This window comes from Arthrobacter sp. 01T428, from assembly GCF_056398685.1.
The window spans coordinates 247,067-268,332 of record NZ_JBFTPW010000003.1 but is presented as its reverse complement, the minus strand read 5'-3'; the positions used below and the strand labels follow the sequence as shown (position 1 = coordinate 268,332).

Genomic DNA, 21,266 nt, shown 5'->3' with positions numbered 1-21,266 from the left:
GCCGCGGTGCGGCCGCTGTTACAGGGCGCAATCTTCCCCACACTCCCAGGGGTGTTTCCAGACGGCGCACCGCCACCTGTGTTTCGTTTGGGTCATTCCAGTCGCCGGGAGTGGTGAGACTTCTTTTGCGCTCCGCACACATGAGGGGTACACAATCAGCCGCTCAGAGGAGAAGTACATGTACGAGCACTACCGCTATCATCCGGGGGCCATCCAAAGGGCCAGCGACGGGATCAGTAGCTCGCCTTACGGCGTCATCGAAGACATGCTCGAGGACGTGCTGTTCCTCGGTGCCGTAGCCCTCCACCTCAAGGACGCTGTTCCATACTCAGCCGGTTGGGTCGCAGACCACCAAGACACCATTCTGGCGGACCGCGACAATGGTTACTCATTCGCGGAAGTCGTCCCCCGAGTCCAAACGTTGGCAGCAGCGAAGGAATGGATGTCCCAGTTCTGTGCGGCGGTCTATCCGGAGGAGGACAACCCCAAGGACAGGCTGCTCGAGTACGGGGAGGCCCTGGAGGAGCTCTCCTTCTCCGGGGAGTTTGAAGTCGATTTTGTCGCCCATGCATTCCTCCTGACCGAACCCGCGTGGAGGGCACAGATGTTGATCAACCTCGCCGCGGTGGAGTGAGAGGTGTACCCGGTCTGGGCCCCTACCAGGCGTCCGTTAGGGGATCGGCTACCGGTACACCACTCCAATTCAGGCAAGACCCTACTAAGTGCGTTCGTAAGACCCGTCCGGTGAACTGTCCGGAGAACGGGGGCTAAACGAACACGATGGAGAAGAAGATGCAGATTGGATACGCCAGATGCAGTACGGCACAGCAGGACCTCGCGGCCCAACGCCAACAGTTGCGCGAGCTTGGCGCCACGCGCATATATTTTGACCACGGGCTGACCGGAACCAACCGGGACCGCCCAGGTCTTCGAGAAGCTATGGCCGCAGTCCGCGAATTTGACGTGCTTGTCGTGACGAAATTGGACAGGCTGGCGCGATCCTTGCCCGACGCCCGCGACATCGTCGAGGAGTTAACAAGCATGGGCGTGAGTCTCCAGCTGGGAACCTCGGTCCACGACCCAAAGGATCCTACGGCGCGCCTGCTCTACAACGCTCTTGCCATGGTCGCGGAGTTCGAGTCGGATTTGATCCGGTCCCGGACGCGACAGGGCATGCAGTTAGCCAAAGCGAAGGGCAGGCTCCGAGGCAAACAACCGAAACTTAACCCTAAGCAGGAGGAGCATCTTGTGGCCCTGCACGCTGTCGGCGATCACACCGTTAGCGAACTCGCGGATCTGTTTTCCGTTTCTCGCGGGACGGTTTACCGGGCCCTCGAACGTGCGGCAGCAAGGTAGGACCACAGCTGGGGTTTCACCGAGGCCGGCCGATGCGGCCACTTGCGGGACCGTCGGCGTGCGAGAAGGAGGTGACCAGCTACACCGTCTGCGGCTGGCTGTCCGGCAGCAGGCCGGTGATCTTCGGTTCTGTCGTCTCTCCCAACCGGGGGATGACGGCATGAGCCAACCGTGGCTTGAGATAGTCATTAGCCGTTTGCAGTTGCTCTTCGACCGCGATCCACCTTCGTCCAAGTTTGTCAGCGACCGCGGCTGTCGTGCCCGACCCGGCGAAACAATCCAGGACGATGTCGCCTGGATTGGAGGCCACTGACACGATGCGCCCGATTAACCCTTCAGGCTTGGCCGATTTGAAGGGGCGGGTCGGATTCAGAAGGCCCTGCTGTCTAGCAGCATCCTCGTTGGTCTCGACCGGTTCCAATTGCCAGGACCATAGATTGCTGATCATCTTCGGTTTCCCGCCAGCTGCGATGAGACTGGGACGAAACGGCACTTTCGGTACGAGGAAATCTGAACCCTCAGCAATCAGCTCGGCTAGCTTGGCTGCCGAATACCGTGAGGGCAGGTTCATCCGAAGCCAAGTCTCATTGCGGCCGCCACCTATGGTGACGTCTTCCAGCAGTCGGGCGTCAATGCCGGGAGAGGAATGGTCCCCCGCAACATATGTTTTGTCCGCACAGTTAAATCTCACTGTGCCCGGTGGAAAGGCCAGCTGAGCGACCGGGTTTCCTCTGTGCGCAAGGGGGATCCTTTTGCCTGGCTCGGTGACACCTTCGGTGAACGGGGCCAGTCTCCTTCGGTCCTTTCCGAAAACAACGATGTAGTCCGTGACTGACGAGATTTGTCCGTGGAGGAACGCCGGTCGCCGAGTCCTTTCCCAAGTGATGATCGTGACCGAATTCCGGGCGCCGAAAACCGCCTCGCAGATCTGGAGTCCGCTGCTCAGCTCGTTGGCGTCCAGGTGAAGCCATACCGACCCGTCGTCGCGCAGCAGGGTTCGTACGCTGTGCATGACCTCGTGCATCATTTCTGCCCAAGCGCCGGAGGTCCTGTGGTCGCGGTAGTGGCCCCTTGTTGCGGTTGCTCCGCCTGTGTTGAACGGGGGGTCTAGATAGCAAAGCTTTACGGAGTTCCCGTGCCCGTCGGCGATGAGTTCGGGCAAAACCCTCCGAGCGTCCCCTATATGGATTGAATTAGTCCCCGCGTGGCTCACTGCTCAATTCTGGCTCATGCGGGGAGAGTTTGCCGACAGTCCGCACACATAGCAGGTAGTTCGGGAATTCTGAGTCGGTTGCCTAGCAACCGGTGAGGTTTCGCCGGGACGCCGCACACATGAAGGACATCCCCGGAAGGGCCATCCAACCGGGGACGCGGTCTCCGGCTCTCAACCAGCCATGGGCCTAAAAACCCGCTGCGGATGGTTCGTGCCGAACCAGCAAATTCACAACACATAGAAAGATTGATCATGACAGCAAAAACGTACTCACCGGACGAGATCCTGGAAGCCCGTGGAAAACTGGCCCACCTCGAAGCCGCCGACATCGATGAGGTCACCTGGCTCGCCCGGATCGCCGCACTCCTCGATGCGCTCCTCACTGACGGCAACACCATCGTCGCCCGCGAACAGACAACAATCCTCAAGTACAGGGCAATGGGGTGGGAGCCCGGAGACGTGTCCGAACTCGCCAGCATCGCTGCTGAGCCAAAGACGCAACCGAACAACATCCCGACCGGCGAACGGAAGACCCGATGAACACCGCGAAAGACAAGGACATGGGTGTCGCACTCCACCTCTCGAAGCTCCTGGCGGACAAGGGCGTCGCGAAACACGTGATTGAAATCGTCGGCCAGCACGCCGCGACGGCGGAGTTCAACTCCCGGTCGAACACGGGGACCGAGCGATGGGACCTTACATGGCCGGGGGAGACCCGGGAAGCTCGGAAAGCGGCCGTTCAGTTGGCCGGGGCTGCGCTCATCGATCACGGCTACCGCATCCTCCCGAGGCCCTGAACAGTCGGACAATGGCTCGAAAAAGCTAGCGCATCCTTCGAATCCATCCGAAAAGCCCCTAAATCGTCCGAACGAGAATCCGCTAGAAGGCGCGGAACTACGGCAAGAGCGGGCACTCTCGAAGGCGGGATCGGCTCTGACCGCCGATCCCGCCGCCCCGAACCATGAGTCTCCGGACTGCTGGGCCGGCCCTGGCAGCGTCCAAAGCAGTGATGTCGGCCCAGTTTCCGGAGACTCAAACGCAGTCGAATATCCTGTCGGCCCCAATTGGCAAGGGCGACAATGGCAACTTCCTGACCGAACTACTGCCAGGAGTTTCGGGGCCACACCCCAACTCGGCGCTACCCATCCGGGGTTCCTTTCGCTGACGAACACCGCTCCTTGTTGGAACTGGTCCTTCACTCCCCATGCCCACAGCTACCAACGCAGCAGCCAGACCCAGCGAGCATCGCTGGCAATAGCGACAGGTTGTCCTTTCCACCTGCGGTTCCATCCGCTCCCGACCACTAGTTGAGGCGGGGAGGATTCTCCGAACCGCCGCACACATAACTAGCAACGCAGAAGCCAGACAATAGCGGCCGAGCGAAGCCCTCTTCATGAAAGCAGACCCGAATGCCGACCGTCACAAGCAACGTCGCACTCCACAATGGCCAGACACAAACGAAAGTCGATGTAAGCGCAGTAGCAGCGAAGCTGAACAATGCAGTCACCACCCAGATCACCCACGACGCTTGGGCTGCGGCGGTCCGCTGGACCCAGCCCATCACCAGGGACCAGTTCCTCGGTCTGGGTATTTCTCCCGAAGACGACTATGAAGACGTGCGTCTCTGGGACGTACTCTTCATGTCCACCACGGCGAGGCGGGCCTTGCAGGCCAAACACTTCCGGACGCCGGACCAGCCAGTCTGGGCACCCTTCCTGGTCAGCGTCGTTCCCGACACCCAAAGGGCAGAAGCAGCCACTCACGTGAAGCTTTACCTCCACCTGACTTCAGAAGGTCTTGTAATCCACACAGCAAGCCTCCTTCCGTAACAGCACTACAACCCTCGGCCGGTTCAGGGCACACAGACTTGTGGCAGGCGGCTTTGCTGGGACCGGCGTCTTGAAAGTGCCCCGACTCGAACGTCGCCGTTCTCGCTGAAAGGCCGGGAGTCGGTGCCTGAAGAAACTCCTCACAACGTCCGTGGGAATTACACCTAGGCCAACGAAGACCCCCGTCGCAGGCGTGAAGCACGGAATCGCGGTCTCGCGGCCTGGCAGCGGACTGGATTGCCCCGGAATTCAGGCACCGCGAGACGCTCCAAATCAGGCAAAACAACTAAGAGAAAGACAGCATCATGACCCAAACCACTCATCTCCCCGGACACATCCGGGACGCTCAGCAGCGACTCCTCTCCCTGGAAGCCCACTCGGAGCTGGACGATACCAACTTCACCGCCGAGGACGACATCGAGGACGTCACATGGCTCGCCTGCGTTGCAATTCTCTTGGACGACGACGGTCTCGACGGGAACACAATCGTCGTGCGCAACCAGACGAGCATCCTCTCCGCCAGGGCGAGCGGCTTCGAACCCTACGAATTGGCCCAGTTTGCGGCCATGAAAGAACGCGAAGCCCTTTGACCAACGGCGAAGAATCGTCCTTCGGACCTTCGCGGCCAAATACCTCGCAACGGGGAACCGGAAGACGAGGCGGATGATCGGGACGTGACTGTGTCAGTTCTGGACGCACTGACGGCTCGCCTGGCCGCAGGTGAGTGCATTGTCCATCGCCGGCCGCGAGAGGGGACCGTGGCTCGAATCTATCGGCACGGCAGTCGGGTAGAAAGGGAGCGCGAATCCATGGTTTCTGAGGATCAAGGAAAGGCCATTATGGAAGTCGCCGGTTGGTTGGCGTGGAACAAGGTATGGCAGTACGAAGTGACGGGAACGGGGCCTGTCCTAGTGGTGGAGGTTGGCCCGGGACGAACTGTCTCGTCCTGGCATTGGAAAATGCTGGTCGATGGAATCCGCGCCGTCCTCGGGCCGGACCAGGATTTTGTCATCGAAGGGATTGAAGACACTGAGCCGGAAACTTGGCTGAAGCTCAGCCCGCTTTGACATTGAATGTGACGACGGTGGCACGCGCGCCGCTCCTTAGACAGCTACCGCAAGGTCACCGTTGGTCTATGTTCCGGGTCGCCACTAGCGAAAACCCTACCCCTTAAGTCCCGGAGTAGTCTCTGGACGGTTTAGTTGACAGCTTTCAATCAAACCTTCAGCAGCCCCAACTGTGGACCATCTCACACGGGTAACATCGGAAGACACATTGAACGCCCGTCCCATCAGGTGTGCCTCGACGCTGGCGCCTCAATCCTTGATCCGGCTAGCTCCGCCCCAGCCAGTTAGGTGTCAGAACATCTATCACTTCGAGAGGGCAGTGGAGACCGATGTGCTGGAACAGCCCCGTTTCGTTAAGGCGAGCAGAAGACCCGTAGGCGGCCGCCTACTTGGGAGACTGCACTCCAGGCAGTCTGTAGTAGGGCGTAGATCTGTATGAGTTGGGGTGTTGGATTTTCGACGGCGGCGCGCAGTGCTGACTCGCTCATCGCTGCTCCGAGTACGAGCCAGACCTCCCGGTCCGCATTGGGGTTTCTAATGACTGAACGTGCGTGCGTCCACATCTCCTGGCCATTGCCGAAGCGTCCAGCCCGAAGTCTCTTGGCCACATGTTGGCTCCCCTTTTTCGTCAACGTCCAATCCTGCCCCCAGTAGCCAACCTGAGGGACGTCGGAATTGATCGGTTGTAGCCAGAGGAGATTTTTCACTGCCTGAGAAACGATCTCATGCAAGGCAGATGCCGAGAGCTTGGATCCTTTGCCGGCCTTCGCATGGAGGAATGCGATCCGATCCGGCTGGACGGCGATGAAGTCCGCTATCTCGGCGCCCAAATCCGTGCATAGCAGCATGTCAAGGTTAGGAAAATGCTTTGTCATTTCTGGGCTCGTTCCGATTGGAGCTCTCTTCGCGAGTTGATCAATTAGGCCGAAAACCGAGTCGCCGTCCCAATTGCCGTCGCGTCGAGGACGTCCCTTTTCACTCGTTGCGGAAGCTAGCGGGTCAACAGCAGTGAGAACGTCCAGCAGCCAGAATTGCTTGGTGTCTTGGTCGGGCCGCATTGGTTGTACGAAGCTTCCGTTTGCATACATGAAGCCTTGCTCGGCTGGGACAACGCGAAGCAGTTGTTCTGCATTAATGACCCCGGTCAGCTCCCGATGTGGGGCAGAACGATCTCTGAATTCCATCTGGGCGAGCTTCGGACAGCTGAACTGGTAGCGCCCGCGGTCATCTTGCCAGGCGACGTGAGCGGTGAACGTCTCGCCGTTGACCTCAAGGGTTGTCTGCCCGTTGATCACGTCGTTCGCGTAGTCGTCGAGGCGCAGCTGCTCGGATGAGCCACCCTCCAGTTGGCGTTCGAAGCGCTCCATGTCGACGTCAAGCAGGATGTGGGTGGGCGACTTGTCCGACGGGTCGTCTGATGAACGGGCATAGCGATGGAACGTAGAAGTAGGTTGGTGAGCGTCGTCCTCGAGTGTCAACGAAAGTTCGTCAATCCATGCAGCGTACTGAGCAAAGGTCCGCTCCGCGCTACGGCTGTCACGAACACGCGATCGACTGAGGCCCAGGTAGCGGCGGAACTTTTCGTCGTCACTTTTCACCTGAGGATAGCCCTCGGCCACGGAGCAGATGTAGGCATAATCGGTAAGATCTGGTGCCAGGTCACCGATGGCGGCCGCCCGGATGGTCTTGGCCCGAATCGACCGCTTGCTCAGGTCGGTGTTGTCCATAGAGACAGTCGTTAGGAGGGAATCACCGGCCAGCAGCCGCGACAGCCGCATGGGTGTCTCGCGGCTGAAGGCATCCGTCATTAACGATGGTGTGCGGCCCTCGGTATCGAACACGAAGACATGCGCGTCCTTGACGCGAAGGACTGTGAAGCCGAACCTCGCCTCTATGAAAAGCCCAGTGCGGAGGAACTTGGAGTTGTTTACGTCAATAAACGGCAGGACTATGGTGCGGTCGTCAGGGTATTGCCAACTCAGGACCTCTCGATCTTCGGCCTGCCATTCCTCCGAAACTCGTTCGGCGATCTCATCAAGGTTCATCAAGGACGCAGAGCGAAAAACCCTGGTCGCTAACGGGTAAGAAAAGTGCTTCCACGCGTCGTCCGCTTCAAGATCAAGCAGTGAGCGAAACTTGCCACCATAGTAGACACTGGACGGCTGAGCGGAGATCAGGTCCTTTGCGAGACTTGGAGTGGTGGCGGCTGCCTCGCCGGCCTTCTCGTCGAAGGTCTCGTAGTTTCGCCACACCGCCTCGACGTCAAATCCGTCTCGTGCGACTACCCAGGCAGCGCTGTCCTCAGGGTCTTTTGTAGGATTCCTGAGTACTCGACCGATCTGTTGGATCGTACCCCGGTCCGTACCAAGGCGATCGTAGAAGGCGAGGATGCGGAATCGAGGGTCGTCTACGCCCTCAACGAGTTTGAATTGGTGAACCCAATAGTCGGCATCCGATTTGTCCGGGTTGGGAACGGATCGCAGGAGCCCAACGCTCTCGTCCGTTTCAAATTTTTCATGAATGCCTATGGCTTGGCGTCCCGCCTTCCGCAGGGCAGCAACGATGTCGAGGATGCTCTCGGCGTTGCCGCAACGGATGATCACCCTCGTGTCCGGATGAGTTGCTGTCTTCTCCTTAACGAACTCGACTAGCTCGCTTACGAAAATGTCCAAGCTGGATGCGGGCAAGGTTCGAAAGTGGGGAGATCTTAGGAAGCCCTCGCTGGCCGCCTTTTGATGCGAATAACGGAACCGGTGCGAGGGATCGACGTTGAAGAATTTCTGATCGTTCCGGTAAGGGGTGGCTGTCAGGAGAATCGTTGGACACCCGAGAGATCTTATGGCCGTTGACCATCGCGGCGCTGGCTCGTAGTGGCCCTCATCAACGAAGACTGCCCTAATCTCTGCGAACAACTCCGCCATTCGGACTGCGTCCCGGTCGCATTCTTCGTAGATCTTCAATAGCTTCGCGGTTGTGGCTACGAAGACGGTTGGTTCCTCCACGTCTGCCAATTCGCTGATTTGCTTTGTTGTAGGCAACTCCGAGATGACCGGGAAGTTGTCAGAACGAGGTGTATCGAGCCGTTCCCAAACCCGGTACTCAAGATCTCGTTTCAGCTGCCCCACGATTCCTCGCCACGGGGCAATCACGAGGAAGTGCTTGCCGGAACGACTTGTGCCAGCAGATGCATTCTCGATCGCCGCAGCGACAACCGCCGTCTTCCCAGTCCCAGTCGGCATAGTGATCAATGCAGATTGGCCGCCCGCATGCTCTTGGTTGAGATATTCGTCGATCACTTCGAGAGCTGCCTTTTGATGCAGCCAAAGACTGGAAGAGAGGGCTTTCGCGCTGGTCACGGGCGACCCAACACTGACAGTTTTTGCATGTATCCAACCTAGGGCTCACGGAACCAAATACCCGGAAATTCGGGCGGGTCGGCCCATAATGCCGGCGGGCGATCACCATCGGCAGATCGGTTCGACGCTCAGCACCGCCCTGGCGCGTCACCGGGTGTTTCGGGAAACGGGACGCCTATGCTCAGCTCATGACTGATCTGCTCACGGTCGGGGGCTTGCAGACCTCGGTCGACCACGCGTACCAACTTGCTCGATGCTACTTGACCGAACCCGGCTGGTCTTACCCTGCCTACGACGGCTACCCGGGCACGCCTGATTCTCGTGAGGTGGGCCATCAGGACCTTCCGGCGGTCGGACTCCTGAATGCCGGGCAACAACCGCTTCAGACTTATTACGGGTTGCTGAACCTATTGGAGGTTATGAACAACAGGCTGACCCATAGGGACATCGTGGGCACGCTTGACGAGGCTTCCCCAGAGACTCTGGCGGCTATCACGAACCTTTACGCCAGTCACATGGATGATCCGCAACCGCAGGTGCAGTTGACGAAGCTGACGAAGGTGCTGCATCGCAAGCGACCAGGCCTTCTTCCGTTGTTCGACCTGTATGTGCTGCGTGCCTATAGCTACCGGGGCGAGACTCCCCGGGTTGCTCCGCCGCCCCCGGGCAGACGCCCAGGGAGAACTTGGGTGTCAGCCTGGCTGCGGGAGGTCCAGGCTGATTTGGTTGGCGGAATGGATCACTGGGAAACCATCGCAGCGATGGCACCCGGCCCCGCTATCACTCCACTGCGGGCGATGGATATGGTCACCTGGCGCCTAATCCACGAGAAGGTTGTTCGGGCGCCCAAGAAGGGACGAAGTTAGCTTCCAACAACGCAGCCTCTAAGCCGATTGGCTAGGTACACGCGATTGCTGCACGCCCCTGGAGGTGCTCGGCTGGTGGTATGCGTCGTCGCGTTGCATACCAGACTACTGTACTGAGGAAATCCTGCGCCAGACATGGAACCGGAACAAGAGCATTATCCGCAACCTCATGGAGACGAACCGCGGTGGGCTCAAGAACAAGGGAATTACGACTTTGACATGTGACCGTTTCCTCCGTTCTCTTGTCGAGGATGGAAACGGGCGCACGAACGCTCGTCTGACGAAAACGCTGCTCAAACAGATATTGTCCTACGCCGTCCGGTACGACCTATACATTCGGGCAACCCCGTAGTCGAATTAGATCGCCCAAGAAGCCCCTAGGGCTCAGTGACACGACGCTCGCGGAAGTCCGCGACGCGGGGCGGAGCTGGGGGCTGTGGAGCCGGGGCGCTCCGGTCTACGGCCGACCAGCATTCTGGCTGACATCTGGCAGTGCTGCTCGATACCGGAGCCAGCACGGGAGAGGTGCCTGCGATCCGTCTCGAAGACATCGACACGTGCCAGTGATGTCGGAAAGAGCGCCAACACGGGCACGTTGGTGGAGCCGCGACATGGCCCGAGTACCGGCAATACCTCGTGAAGAACCCGGGAAGCGAGCGGATCGTCTCGGTGCCTGGGTTCGTCGTGGACGTACTCTCACGCCGGATCGCGGAGTCCACGGCGAAACATGCGGCGGGGGCGCAGTCTTGCTCTCGGCGCGAGACTTACATGCAGGCCTCGGGCGCGAGGAGGAGGCAACTGCGCACTGCCCTTAACGCTGCTGGAATTCACGACGCCCATCTTCGAATTCGACCACAACCCCACGCTTCTTTCGCCAGTCACAAGTTTCGTCAGCTTGCGTCTGCAGCTACTTCGTGGCGTTGCTGGGCCCATCCGGCTCCACCGCGAGAATGGCTGGAGCCTTCCAGGAGCTTTTCCAACGAACTATCTCATCGGGCATTTCGTAAGTGTAGATGCGAATTTTTCTTGCGGGAGTGTTGGTTCGAGCGTAGCCTCTCGGCTATGTCCAGTCTTTCAGTCATTCTGGCTGAGGACGACCCCGCTTCCCGGGCTGCTTCGCTGTGGAGCATCGTTGGCCCCTTGCTGGCGCTTTTGGGAGTATTGGTCGTCATCGTGATCGCCGGATTCGCAATAATGGGGGGTCTTTCATGGGTGCTCGACAAGGGCGGCGGGTGGATTTTTGTCGTCGGACTTATTGCAGGAATCGCCTCACTCGTCTTTGCCTTCATCTTCGCCAGCGAACCTCTCGGGATTTTTGGGATCATCGCGACAGCTGTGTGCCTGTTTGTTGTAGTCCCGCGATGAGCTACTTGGGAGCTTATGTCTAGGGACACCGTCGACAACCTTTCCGGTTGCGACCTATGATTCAGACGCCAGTTGGCGCCGCCAAACGAGGCCTTTTACTGCTGTGAGTCATGTTTGGAGGGTTCGCCGGCTGCCCTTGTCGCCGCAAGCATAAAAGGATCGTTTTGAGTGTCACGCTCGGGGCAAGAGGGGCCTGACCGAGCAGCCAATCGGCGGGTCCAAGGGCTGATCCAAAGGGAATCGTAGAGTTCTCCTATGTCTTAGCGTCCGAGCAAATCGAATGCCCCCGTACAGCGCATCGTCCCGATGGCAGCTATCGCGGTAGAGTTCACCGGTCGCCTTCTCATCGGTGACCCGCCCGAGGAGCGCCGATGTCTGGGACCTGTTCCCCGGGCTGACGATTTTAGCGACCTGATGTCTTTGTTGCTGACCGTTCCGGCGAACAAGGCCAGGAAGATGGCCGAGGCGTTCCGAGGCGCTCGCCCAGACACAGCGATTGTCGAAACCCATTGGGGCGTCGGATACGCGGACTTCTTTCTTCGGCCTGGAATGAGGCATGTGCCGTTTGTCGTTCGGTTCAGCATGACAACATGAGGCCTTTTTATTTCGGTTCGAAGGCTGATTCGTCAGCGAGAGTGGGTAAAATTGGCCTTGCCGTACTGCAGGTGAATTCGGCAATTCAGCAAAATGGGAGTTCTACTGCCTAAGTGCAGAGAAACGGGGGCCTTTGAATGCCAATATGCGCCGCGAACCCGGCTCACGTCTACCCGGCTCACAACAAGAAGTGCCCATGGTGCGAGGTCGCCAGGAAGGCGTCTGCTCCGCCTAAGCAGACCGCGCTTCCTCCAGTCGCAGCACATCGGCCGGGCTCGGGTGCAGGCAAGCCCTCCTCAGCCAGAGCCCCGGTAGCCACAACGCCGTCTGGGAGCCAGGGACGGCCGGCCTCTCGAACTCGAGGGGTCCGTTCAAGCCGGCGAGATCCAGGCGAAGCATTCAAGACCTTTTTTTCGATGATCGGGTTCTCTATTCCGGTTTGGTTACTGACGCCCATCGTAGCTTCATTTGGCACCCTGGTTATGCCGAATTTGAAGACAGCAGTGTTCGCGAGTAGTGAGAATAATGGACGCACGGCGGGTGATTCTCCGATCACTCTCTACATTCACCTAGCTTGGGCTCTTGCATTCTTCTGTATGGCCGTACTCCTTATAAATCTGGTGTTTGGTCTTCGAGCTAGATTTCTTTGGTTGGTTCAGTTGGCGGTTATAACAGGTCTCGCAGGGTTTTTCTGGCAAGTAATTTCAGTTGGCGGTGCACTGTGGCAATGGGATATTCTGCCCGTGGCAGTTGGTGCGGCTTATCTGCTTGCGCAGGTCTTCACTAGCCTCACCGACGTAAAGCGTAGTCCGTAGTTCATGTCGTGAGGTCTGGGCGAGTCAGATCTACTGCGAAGGGCATCCCGGTAAGCGGGCGGCAATGCACTAGAGCTGAACGCTCGCCCCAAGGTAGATGCATGATCTCGCGTTTACCGAGGACAGGAACGCTTGCAAGGGACCGGGAATACTGTGTTCCCCCTGGGGACAGCAGCCCACCCACAGTGCGGTTCGCGGTCAGCGTTGACACCTCTCTAGTCCCTAGGCGGGAAGCAAAATAGGAGGCGGATTCATCTGATGGCGATGGCAGAGTGATGTAAGTTGCGCAGTTGTCGAGAATTGTTACTCGCTCGTTCTTGTCCGCAAATTGGGCAACGTTTTGGGCGGCAAGAATCGTTGAAATACCGGCCGCGCGAGAGACGGAGAGGAGCTCTTCAAAATTGACGCGATCGGTCAAACGCGCAGCTTCGTCAATGAAGTAGAAGACCTTGCGAGTCTGTGCCTGCCCGAATCGTGTGTAGAGCTCGCGGGTTAGAACCGAGATCATCAGAGAAGACAGACTGGCAGACGTACGCGACCCATGGAGTGGTGCTCCTACAACGAGAAGCGAAGGAACATCGGTTAGCGAACTTAGTGTGATCTCGGTTCTGCTGGATACGGCCCTGACCCCTGCGTGCTCGAAGACATCGAGAGCGTTTACCACCCCACTCATGGCGCGCCCAAAGTCCACAGGCGGGAGGGCTGAAACCTCAGCGAGGCGTCGGCCGACATCGGGGTGGATCGCGCTGAGCCGACGAACAAGTGATTGGTCATTGGCGCTGGCAACCAGGGTTCCCAGAGCTGGCTGACGCGTAGCGAGAACTCCTTCGATGAGGCCTCGCAAGACCCGCTTGTCCCTTTGCATGAAGTAGGGCTGTGGATCGTTCGGGCTATCGCGACCTATGAGTGCTTCGACGGCAGCGACAACGGCATCGCCGTTAGAGAGATCGTTAATCCAATTCCAAGACGAAGAGCTGCTTGGGCGCGTGAAGTCCCACTGACCGACTCGAGCGTTCAAGGGACCCGTCGCCTGGGCATACTCGATAATCTTGTCGAACAAGTTTCCGGTGACGTCGAGTGCAATGACCGAGTGCCCTTCCCGTAGGGCAGATGCGATCCAAGGCACCATCAGAGAGCTGGTCTTGCCGGCGCCAGTTGGACCAATGACGGCGGCATGTCGTTCGAGAATCGCGGAACTCAGACCAATTGGCGCAAGCGGCCCGCGACGCGGGTCGATCGAGTGGCCTAGGGGGAAGGGTCCGCGAATGTCTCGGAGTTGCTTCGGTGTGGCGAGGCCTCTGTAGTCGTAGAAGTCGCCCGACTCTGGGGGAGGAGTGGGATCTCCAGGTGAGAGAATTCCGCTGCGAGCCGCAATAATCCCCCGGTTGGCAAATGCTGATTCCACCTGACCAGAGACTGACCGGCTCAGAGCAGCGCTCGCCTTCGCGGTACCAACCGCCAGCCCCGACAGAATGCGCCAACCGGCACCCATGTTTCTAACGTCCTCGCTCGTGTGTACGCTCATTCATCGAGCTGCGCATATGTTCACCGCTGAAGGAGGAGGCTGGGTTGTCCCTCCGGCTGCGATGCGCAGCTTCGAGGACGTGTTGCTGTTCGACGACTCCCGGTGCTATCCGCCGGATCTCGGTCTCCAGCTGGGTGCTAATTCGATCTAGGGTCTGCTGGTCTTCGGCCCGGACGTGGACGGGGAGGAACTGAAGTCCAAGTTCTTGAGCCGCAGCGGTTCTGTGGCGTCCACGCGTGACGACCAGCCCCTGGCCGTGAATGAACTCGGCCTCGATTCGTGAACCGCGTCCGGACGGGGAGTACAAATGCATATACGTGTCCGCCAAAACCCGTTCGCTAGATGTGAGCGGGGATTGTCGCATTTGCTGGAAGTCCGACTCGGTGAAGCCGGCGGCGAGGCGTTGATGTACAGCGGGAACCGCCGCGACGTATCGGGCCAATTCCTGAGGTGTGGCTTTCGGAGTCGGGCAGAGCTGCTCCCTGCTGAGCGTCAAGGCTGAGACTGGCACAGCGAGGAAGCGTGTTGGCCAGGTCACTTTACGCATCATCCCTGTCGGGAGGACCGGATCCGACCGGCGTTAAATCGCTGGGAAGGCTCTGTCCTGGACTAGGAAGAAAGCCAGTGGGTTGAGGCGGTTGTGCGCTGATCTCCTTCCGAAGTATCGTGCGACCCTGGGCTGAACTACCAGCGAGAGCACCAACGATTAGTGTCTTGTCATCGCCTGTCTGGTCGTCGAGCTCATCGAGCCATTCTGAAAGCTCTTGGGACTGAAGGTCTCCCGCCTCGACTTTCTTCCAAATGGCTTCGAAAAACGGTTCGAACGGCAGACCCCCCTCCTGAAGTTTGAGGATCTTGTACCTCAAACCGTCTGTGCTCAGCGCGAAGCGTTGCACTGGCAGCGCTAAATGTTCGACCTGCAGGTGCGAATCGAGCGCACCCGCACTTGTCAGGAAGACAGTCTCGTTCGCGTACTCCCCCTTCACTTCCGGAACGAGCACTTGCGGCCGACCGTTAAGCTCACATGCAACGATGCCGTCGCCTACTTGTGCCACAGTCGTCGCACGAGGAGTGATAACTGCGACGGCCAGCGTCGTGGCGAGCTGCCCGGGTGCCAAGCCCAGCTCGGATGCCCGCACCTGAATCTCCTCCAGTGCAGCTTGGAAAATGCCCCTCATGTAAGTCTGCGGGGGGTCTCCAGAGCCCACCATGTCAACCAGCATCGGCGCCTTATTCATTACGGCCTGGCAAGCAGCGAAAGATCCAAAGGCAGATGTTCCACTTCGACTGCCGGCGCCATCAGCGACGGCAGCAACCAGGGACCCTCCCTCGAAGATCGCAAAGGCAAAGGCATCGTCCGCACCTCGTCCCGCCCCGACATGGGAGGCTCCGGCGACGGAAGCCGCCGCCATCTCCCACGAAGCCGCCAAATTAGGTGAGCTGACCGTTGAAGATTTCCGTCTCAACACGGGAAATCGCACGTTCGCCGCCTAGTAGACGGTGCCCCAGCCCACAGGGGCGAGCGCAATCTGTTCGGTCGGATTTTCGTGGCTTGCGTCGTCAGTGCCAAAGTTGGATGAGTTCGATACAGAGGAGAGCGACTGAGAGAGCCACTTGAACATTTCGGGGAACGCAAGACCGTTGAGCTTGAGTGCAGGCCGTTCCTTACTGATCTTGTTGAGAGTTTCCCAGTTCACGTGATCGCCGACACCTACGGCAAATACGGTAACTTTCTTCCCTGATTCTGCTGCATTGAGCCGCGCTAGCGCGGCGTCGAAGCCGCCCGAATCAGGGGACCCATCTGTGAGAAGAAATAGCCAGGGGCGGAAATATTCAAGATGCTCAGCCTTGTACTCGGACTTCCGGGCCTCGAGCTCGTCGAGCGCGAGCTGAATACCATCGGCCATGTTCGTCGACCCACTGATCTTGAAGCCGACAGGTGAAAGATCGCGTGCTTCCTGGAACGGGACAAGTAGCGAAGCCTCCGATCCAAAAGTTACGACCGCGACTTCGGCGCGTTTACGAGCGAGTGGATCGTTTTGAACATCTTCCACGAAAGTCTTGAACCCACGCTCCAGTTCAGCGATCGGCTCACCTGACATTGAGCCGGACACGTCGACCAAGAGCACGCATGCAACCCTAGGGTCCCGGTTCTGGCTGTTGACGGGGATTTCGAGGTCACCAATTCCCATTTGTAACGCCTCTCGCTCAATCTTCGCGATCCATCTCACCCTGGGCCCTGTGTTCCCCCCGGAGCGATCAGGGAGTGCACTGCTCTGTGCGCTCCGGATCAGAGTAACGGACGATTCATGAAGTTGAATAGCACTCCGGCGACAGGCTTCTGCACTTGCGTCATGGGACTCGCGGGTGATCAGTAGGAAATTCATAGGCGGCGGATTTGCCGTGTGAGCGGTATCTTCAGAAATGGGTTTGGCCGAAGCTTCCGCAGTGTGCTGATGCAGGATCGGCTGAGCTCCTGAACGTGGGGAGATTTACCTGATGTCACGCTTGCGGCTGGGTTCCGGTGGAACGGTGGAGCTAGGGCGAGTTCTCGCCAGCGCAGGGGAAGGGCGCATCACTGATGTAGAAGGTCACCCAGAGTGGGTCGCGAAGATCTTCCACACCACATTTCCGGGTGTCACTAGCCGCGATGATCTGCAACGAAAGCAGGATGGGCTCGCGCGAAAACGCGAAAAAGTCGCGGCGATGGTCAGCCACAAACCGGCGGGGTGGAAAGACAGTACGGACCATGTCGTCCTTGCTTGGCCCCATGAAAAGTTGACAGACTCTACCGACGTGATCGGTTTCGTCATGCCGAAACTCGACTTGTCCAATGTGCTCGAACTTCACCAGATTGCGAATCCCTCAGACCGCGCCGCTCCTATGCCGAAAGGGCCTCAATGGGCCAAGAATCTGAACTTTCGCCATCTCTCCAACATCGCCTTGAATCTCTCAGCTGCCGTAGAGACAGCCCACCGTGGAGGCGCGCTGATTGGAGACTTCAATGAACGCAACGTCCTCGTTGATAATCGAACACAGGTTACGTTGGTTGATTGTGACTCAATGCAGTACAGGGAGGGCAGTCGGATCTTCCTGTGTGAGGTCGGCCGGCCCGAATTTACTGCACCGGAACTCCAAGGTGTTGACCTACGAAAGACCGCGCGAAAGGAGGAATCTGATCTATTTGCGCTTGCCATCCACATCTATATGCTTTTGCTTGATGGTGCGCATCCTTTCCAAGCCGGCGAGTGGTCCGGTCGAGGCGAACGTCCCAGCCCTGTCGAACGAATTAGGGCGGGCTACTACTCGGGGGGTGCTAAATCTCCGGTCAAGCCGATGCGCACCGCTCTTCCGATGCATTTCCTCCCCGATTATGTCCTTGCCCTATTCGAACGCGCTTTCCGACTTGGCGTGAAGGACCCGAGCATTCGGCCCACCGCCTTGGAGTGGCGGAATGCACTATCGAAGATGATTCGAACCCTGTAGTAAAAGCGGGAGGATGGTCAAGCGCCAGCTAACAAGTGACGATGTTTCTGCCAGGCTCGAGCTGGTTGCTAAGCAAGCGCACATAGTTCTTTGTTCCGGCCGTTTGCTTGCACGCGGCCTCTGGGCTGGCGGCCTTGGAGTAGACAGCATAGACGTATTCGCCGTCACTGTTTGCACTTGATGGCCCCCAGAAGCTCCGGCAAGACAGATCGGTCCTTAAGTAGCTGGATCCCGGATTTGCATTGAGTAGAGCTTCGACTTCTGTGGCGTTCGTTGCTGGATGCCAGGCTGTTCCTAGAATTATTGCAACAGAGCCGTCGTCACAAGAGGGGAACGTAATCGGGGTACTAAGACCTAAGTCGCCGGGATTCGCAAGAGAGTTAGAGCCGGGGGCGTCCCATTCTGTAGTCTTTTCCTCAAACGTTTTCGCGGCCGTGACGACGGAAACTGTAGTTGCAGAGTAGATATATTCCGTGCCGTCCAAGCCTCTGGCACTGTAATTTCCTTGGACGAGAGTGGCTGGCAGAACGAGGTTCCCTCCGACCGTTCGAGACATTGTTACCACGACTAGACTGCCGTTCATCGAACAGAGTGCTCCGCGGTAGGACTCGGACGCGGCGAGCCGCCGCAGTATTCCACGATTTTGACAGTAGGCTCGGTCGGCATTGTTGAGTGGCTGTTCAACAGGTTGGCCATTCGACTTGGCAGCGTTTTCGGCGGGCAAAGCGGTAGGCGGCGGCGCCGCCGTTTGCGATGGTGAGATACCCGACGCGTTTTCAGAAGCGTTGGAATTGAGGAGCAATAGTGACGCCGTCGCGACGGCGCCTATAGCAAGGAGAACGCTCATCCCAGCCCTCCAGCTCGGCGGTCGCTTAGATCTGCCGACTGCGGGACCATGCTGCACAGACGTCGCCGCCGGCGCGCGCGGTGAAGTTGGTCTGGGTGGCGAACCTGGCGCACCACTACTCTTTTTCTGCCGTGTCCGAGAGGAAGAGTCACGAGCGCAGAAGGGGCAGGAGGGATTGTTCGGCGGATAGACGTGTAGAGGATTAATCCGACATGTCGGCATTTCGTCTCTTCCCTGAACACATGCTGACGCTAAGACTCGATCGGACACTACTGTAGTTCGCCTAAGCAGCGGCAGGAAGCGGATGCCCGAAGCTCGCGCGCTAACGGGGTGTTCCCTCCACGTCTGGCTCTTCGCGGGTCATTAATGTCTTAATCGAAGGCGGTGCATCGGTCGCGGCCTCGAGGATTACTGCCCGGAATGGTTGAGTTTCATTTCTCGCTGAGAGGCTTCCAGACATCCCAGACCCTGCCGGCATTCCGTGAACGGGCAGTGGCCCTGGTTCCGGCCGGCAAGCCCGTTAGCCGTGTGGCTGCCAAGCTGGGCATCGGGAGGCGGCCTCTACAACTTGGTCCGTCGTGACCATATCGACCGGGGGCGGACGCCGCGGATTGACGCCTCCCGAGAGCGCCGAACTGGCCGAGGCGGAGAAGCGGACCCGGCAGTTGAAGACGGAGGCGGGCATCCTCAACCCGGCGGCGAAGCTGCTCGGTGAGGAGCGGCCGTGCTCAAAAGGGTCCACCCGATGAGCGGCGAGCTGGCCGGAGTCGGGACTCTTGCGAAGAGCTGTTACCAGCTGTTGGGCGTATGCAGTCCCGTTTACTACGAGTACCGGAAGGGGCTGCAGTCGCTGACCCGGATGCGCAGGCAATGGCTGATCGGGTCGGTGAGGGAAGTCTACGCCGCCAGCCGCGGCACTTACCGATCCCTCCGGATCCGCACCCGACTGACCAGGGGCATGGATGTGCGCGTCAGCGTGTATCCGGCCGCGGAGCTGATGAGCCCGGCCGGAATCGCCGGGCCCACCAAGGTTAAGAAATTGCGAGGCACGCTCGTCCACCTGCCCCCATCTCGCCAATTTATTGTCGGACCATCCGAGCCGTCGGCGGGATGCGGGCAGCGCCGCGACCGGTCATATGACAACGACACGCTTACGACACGCTTTCGACGGGAACCGTCGGGAGAGTCCGGGTACAATTCCAACATCAAAAGTTGCGAAATCGCTGGTCAGAGGCCAGTTCAGGGCACCACCGGGAGCACCCGGGATACCCGACCGCGATAAGCGGGGGTCGTCGGTTCGAATCCGACAGGGGGCTCTTAGTTTGGCTCTGACCTGCAGGTATGTTGATTCTGGTCAGAGCCGTTTGAACTTTTTGGCGCCGGACTCACCTTTAACTCACCTGAATCAGATTTGGAGACCGGTCTTGCCAGGCGCTCCTGGTCCCCCGTTGGCTGCGTCGAAAGCGCCGAGCACGGCCCGTGTGTCGATCGCTTCTTTGTATTCCTCGACGTAGTGCTTTCGGGTCATTGATACCTTGGAGTGCCCTGCCTGGTAGGCGGCCGTTTCGGCGCCCATAGTCCGTGCGATGAGAGTCGCGTTGGCCTTGCGGAACGTTTTGAACGTCACCGACGAGTATCCGATTTCGTCTGCCGCTTTGCGCCAGGTCTTGCCGACATTGTTCGGATCGCACACCGTTCCTGTGGATGAGGGAAAGACCAAGTCCAAGGGATTCCCAGTGGCGTTGCTGCGTTGCCTGAGCTGTCGCCTTCGAAGCGACTCGGCGAGATTTGGCGGTACGGTCACGTAGCGGAATCCGTGCTCGGATTTTGGGTGGTCTTGAATGGTGACACCCCCGGTGGAAGTACGGATAACTGTGGCATGGACATGGACGGTCGGCGGGTCTGCGTCGAGGTCGACATCAGCCCAGGACAGTGCGAAGAGTTCGCCTGGGCGTAGGCCTGTGGTGATGAGGACGTCGACGATTTGGTGGAGTTCCTGGGACCTCGTGCGGCCAAGCACCGATCCCTGTTCCCAAGCGATGAGCTTGCTCCTCAGATCCAGAAACTGTTCCGGATCCAGAGCTTGAGGCTTTGCCGCCCGACTTCTCGGGATAGAGATTCCTAGGACCGGATTGATGCTCACAGCGTCGTGGCGCAGCGCAATTTTGAACATCGACGACAACACGGCCCCGCAAGTGCGGGCCGTAGCCGGGCCGGCCGCGTCGACAACATTTCGAATGAAGTGATCCACGACGCCTGGCGTTGTCTCTCCAATGCGGACAGAGCCGATTCCAGGCAGAATGTACTTCTTGACGCTGAACGCGTACTTGTCTTTGGTCCGCGATGCCTTGTCCGAGCGTTGCAGCTCTGCCAGGTAGACCTCTGAGAGGTCGCGGATCTGGTCTGTTGCGCTGATGAGGGCGTTGCCTTGGGTCTGCCTTTTTTGCAGTTTGATTTGGAGATTTCGCCGTGCCGCTGCGGCGGATGGTCCGCGGGCTTCGATTTTTCGCGTTTGCCCGTCGAGGTCCCGGTATCTGGCCCGTGCACGCCAGCTTCTTGCTGTTGCCCGGTCAGTGCGGATGAGACCCCATGTTCCGAGGGGTAGTGGGTACCTGCTCATTTATCGCGTGCAGGTTTTGGGCCGCTTACGGCTCTGCGTGCAGCGACAGCCAGGCAGCGAAGTCGCTTTGGCTGATTCGCAGGTGCCTGCCGATGCGGTATGCGTGTGGCCCGATGTGCTTGGCTCGCCACTGGTAGAAGGTCTGTTCGGGGATCTGTAGCTGTGCGCAGATCTCCTTCGGGGTTAGCCACTGTTGGTCAACCTCGACGGGCTGGTTGCGATTTGGCGTCGTCGTCATTGGAGTCTCCGTGGTCTTGGTCACCTGACATGGGGCCAGGCTCTGTTCCAACTTCATGGGAGACAAAGGTGCAGACGGCATGACCGTGC

18 protein-coding genes and 1 tRNA gene are annotated in these 21,266 nt (G+C 58.9%); 12 read left to right on the top strand and 7 right to left on the bottom strand.

Annotated features, from left to right (window positions below; translation table 11 throughout):
* Window positions 1-178 precede the first annotated feature (178 nt).
* Window positions 179-634, top strand: a complete 456-nt coding sequence (locus tag AC1DJB_RS06580) for a hypothetical protein (protein ID WP_476910052.1) — start codon at window positions 179-181, stop codon at window positions 632-634.
* A gap of 146 nt (window positions 635-780) precedes the next feature.
* On the top strand, window positions 781-1,356 hold the full coding sequence (locus AC1DJB_RS06575) for a recombinase family protein (RefSeq protein ID WP_476910051.1): 576 nt from the start codon (window positions 781-783) through the stop codon (window positions 1,354-1,356).
* Between the two features lie 79 nt (window positions 1,357-1,435).
* On the opposite strand, the gene AC1DJB_RS06570 is transcribed toward AC1DJB_RS06575, so the two are convergent.
* Window positions 1,436-2,569: a DNA methyltransferase gene (locus tag AC1DJB_RS06570; RefSeq protein WP_476910050.1), complete on the bottom strand. Its 1,134-nt coding sequence runs from the start codon at window positions 2,567-2,569 to the stop codon at window positions 1,436-1,438.
* Between the two features lie 252 nt (window positions 2,570-2,821).
* Here AC1DJB_RS06570 and AC1DJB_RS06565 point away from each other — a divergent pair, with 252 nt between their 5' ends.
* From AC1DJB_RS06565 to AC1DJB_RS06545, 5 genes are all read left to right on the top strand, one after another.
* Complete coding sequence (locus AC1DJB_RS06565) at window positions 2,822-3,109, top strand: hypothetical protein (protein WP_476910049.1); 288 nt, start codon at window positions 2,822-2,824, stop codon at window positions 3,107-3,109.
* Window positions 3,106-3,366: a hypothetical protein gene (locus AC1DJB_RS06560; protein WP_476910048.1), complete on the top strand. Its 261-nt coding sequence runs from the start codon at window positions 3,106-3,108 to the stop codon at window positions 3,364-3,366. Before AC1DJB_RS06565 ends, AC1DJB_RS06560 begins: the two co-directional genes overlap by 4 nt.
* 612 nt (window positions 3,367-3,978) lie before the next feature.
* Entirely contained in the window at window positions 3,979-4,398 is a 420-nt protein-coding gene (locus AC1DJB_RS06555) for a hypothetical protein (RefSeq protein ID WP_476910047.1), read from the top strand.
* A gap of 305 nt (window positions 4,399-4,703) precedes the next feature.
* Window positions 4,704-4,988, top strand: a complete 285-nt coding sequence (locus AC1DJB_RS06550; RefSeq protein WP_476910046.1) for a hypothetical protein — start codon at window positions 4,704-4,706, stop codon at window positions 4,986-4,988.
* Window positions 4,989-5,207: 219 nt separating this feature from the next.
* Window positions 5,208-5,465 (top strand): hypothetical protein, encoded by a 258-nt coding sequence (locus AC1DJB_RS06545; RefSeq protein ID WP_476910045.1) that lies wholly within the window; start codon window positions 5,208-5,210, stop codon window positions 5,463-5,465.
* Window positions 5,466-5,818: 353 nt separating this feature from the next.
* Here AC1DJB_RS06545 and AC1DJB_RS06540 read toward each other — a convergent pair whose 3' ends face one another.
* A complete protein-coding gene (locus tag AC1DJB_RS06540) occupies window positions 5,819-8,821 on the bottom strand; it encodes a DEAD/DEAH box helicase (protein ID WP_476910044.1) in 3,003 nt (1,000 codons plus the stop codon).
* Window positions 8,822-9,009: 188 nt separating this feature from the next.
* On the opposite strand from AC1DJB_RS06540, the gene AC1DJB_RS06535 reads away from it, so the two are divergent.
* Together AC1DJB_RS06535 and AC1DJB_RS06530 are read left to right on the top strand one after the other, a co-directional pair.
* Window positions 9,010-9,687, top strand: coding sequence for a DUF6308 family protein (locus tag AC1DJB_RS06535; protein WP_476910043.1), 678 nt, complete (start codon window positions 9,010-9,012; stop codon window positions 9,685-9,687).
* 1,062 nt (window positions 9,688-10,749) lie between these two features.
* Window positions 10,750-11,052, top strand: coding sequence for a hypothetical protein (locus AC1DJB_RS06530; protein ID WP_476910042.1), 303 nt, complete (start codon window positions 10,750-10,752; stop codon window positions 11,050-11,052).
* Window positions 11,053-12,462: 1,410 nt separating this feature from the next.
* Here the strand turns inward: AC1DJB_RS06530 and AC1DJB_RS06525 are convergent.
* The 3 genes from AC1DJB_RS06525 to AC1DJB_RS06515 form a co-directional block, all read right to left on the bottom strand.
* Window positions 12,463-13,866 (bottom strand): type IV secretory system conjugative DNA transfer family protein, encoded by a 1,404-nt coding sequence (locus AC1DJB_RS06525; protein WP_476910041.1) that lies wholly within the window; start codon window positions 13,864-13,866, stop codon window positions 12,463-12,465.
* A gap of 659 nt (window positions 13,867-14,525) precedes the next feature.
* Window positions 14,526-15,398 carry a PP2C family serine/threonine-protein phosphatase gene (locus AC1DJB_RS06520; protein ID WP_476910065.1) on the bottom strand — a complete coding sequence of 291 codons (873 nt, stop codon included), beginning with the start codon at window positions 15,396-15,398 and terminating at the stop codon, window positions 14,526-14,528.
* Window positions 15,399-15,476: 78 nt separating this feature from the next.
* Complete coding sequence (locus AC1DJB_RS06515; protein WP_476910040.1) at window positions 15,477-16,178, bottom strand: vWA domain-containing protein; 702 nt, start codon at window positions 16,176-16,178, stop codon at window positions 15,477-15,479.
* 307 nt (window positions 16,179-16,485) lie between these two features.
* Here AC1DJB_RS06515 and AC1DJB_RS06510 point away from each other — a divergent pair, with 307 nt between their 5' ends.
* The 3 genes from AC1DJB_RS06510 to AC1DJB_RS06500 all read left to right on the top strand — a co-directional run bounded on the left by AC1DJB_RS06510 (window position 16,486) and on the right by AC1DJB_RS06500 (window position 19,635).
* Window positions 16,486-17,472, top strand: a complete 987-nt coding sequence (locus AC1DJB_RS06510) for a protein kinase domain-containing protein (protein WP_476910039.1) — start codon at window positions 16,486-16,488, stop codon at window positions 17,470-17,472.
* 1,425 nt (window positions 17,473-18,897) lie between these two features.
* Entirely contained in the window at window positions 18,898-19,068 is a 171-nt protein-coding gene (locus AC1DJB_RS06505) for a hypothetical protein (protein ID WP_476910038.1), read from the top strand.
* 484 nt (window positions 19,069-19,552) lie between these two features.
* Window positions 19,553-19,635 (top strand) — tRNA-Ser (locus tag AC1DJB_RS06500).
* An 89-nt stretch (window positions 19,636-19,724) separates the two neighbouring features.
* Here the strand turns inward: AC1DJB_RS06500 and AC1DJB_RS06495 are convergent.
* The gene (locus AC1DJB_RS06495; RefSeq protein ID WP_476910037.1) at window positions 19,725-20,939 is read right to left on the bottom strand and encodes a site-specific integrase; all 1,215 of its coding nucleotides are present in this window, start codon (window positions 20,937-20,939) and stop codon (window positions 19,725-19,727) included.
* 25 nt (window positions 20,940-20,964) lie between these two features.
* Complete coding sequence (locus tag AC1DJB_RS06490; RefSeq protein ID WP_476910036.1) at window positions 20,965-21,177, bottom strand: helix-turn-helix domain-containing protein; 213 nt, start codon at window positions 21,175-21,177, stop codon at window positions 20,965-20,967.
* Window positions 21,178-21,266 lie beyond the last annotated feature (89 nt).